Raw genomic sequence first — 948 nt, 5'->3', positions numbered from 1 at the left:
AGAGGGCATCTGATCAGCCTTCACTCTGTTGTGAGTGGGATGTCCGTTTCATTCGCCAGGTTGGTGCGGATTCTCCGGTCAGCTCGCGGGACATTTTGTTAGCCATCGCCCAGTGGATCATCGTCCGGGATCGCTGCGGCAAGGCTTCGTAGTCCCGCGCCAGACGGCGATGCTGCATCAACCAGCCGAAGGTCCGCTCGATCACCCACCGCTTCGGCAGTACCTTGAACCCCTTTGTCTGCGGTCGCTGCACGACCTCCACGTCGATGCCCAGGCCGGCGCCATGGTTGAAGATGCTGCTCTGGTAGCCACCGTCGGCCCAGACCTTGGACACGCTGGGATGTGCCACGGCCAAGTCGTCCAGCAGCAGCTTGCCGCCGGTCGTGTCGTGCACGGACGCGGCAGTGACAAGGACTGCCAGGACGAGGCCGAGTGTGTCTGTGATCAGGTGTCGCTTGCGTCCTTTGATCTTCTTGCCGGCGTCGATGCCCTGGCTGGTCTCGGGGACGTTTCCCGAGGTCTTCACGCTTTGCGCGTCGACCACGGCCGCGGTCGGCTGTGCGCTGCGGCCGTGAGCTCGGCGGGTCTTGTCTCGTAACAGGTCGTGAATCCGCTGGGTGGTGCCGTCGGCTTCCCACTTGGCGTAGTAGTCGTACACGGTCTTGTACGGCGGGAAGTCGTGCGGCAGGTACTCCCATGGGATGCCGGTGCGGTTCACGTAGAGGATCGCGTTGACGATCTCCCGCAGGTCGTGCACACGGGCCGCCGTCCCGGGCCCGGTCCGGCTCGCCCTCCAGGCGGCGAAGATCGGCTCGATCAAGGCCCAGCGGGCATCGGACATGTCGCTGCGGTACGGACGACGAGGACTCACGCAGCGTGCAACGACCGTCAGCGTCACCAGTCACAAAAACATCCCAGAACACCAACTACCTAGATCAGATGCCCTCT

Annotated in this window: 1 protein-coding gene; it reads right to left on the bottom strand. The window is 63.6% G+C overall.

Translation table 11 applies throughout. The features are described 5' to 3' along the window. Nucleotides 1-13: 13 nt before the first annotated feature. A complete protein-coding gene (locus K7787_RS31410) occupies nucleotides 14-871 on the bottom strand; it encodes an IS5 family transposase (protein ID WP_223003714.1) in 858 nt (285 codons plus the stop codon). Nucleotides 872-948 lie beyond the last annotated feature (77 nt).

The organism is Streptomyces sennicomposti, assembly GCF_019890635.1.
Taxonomy (GTDB): Bacteria; Actinomycetota; Actinomycetes; order Streptomycetales; family Streptomycetaceae; genus Streptomyces; species Streptomyces sennicomposti.
The sequence above is the reverse complement of the archived record's forward strand: the minus strand, read 5'-3'. Positions and strand labels throughout refer to the sequence as shown.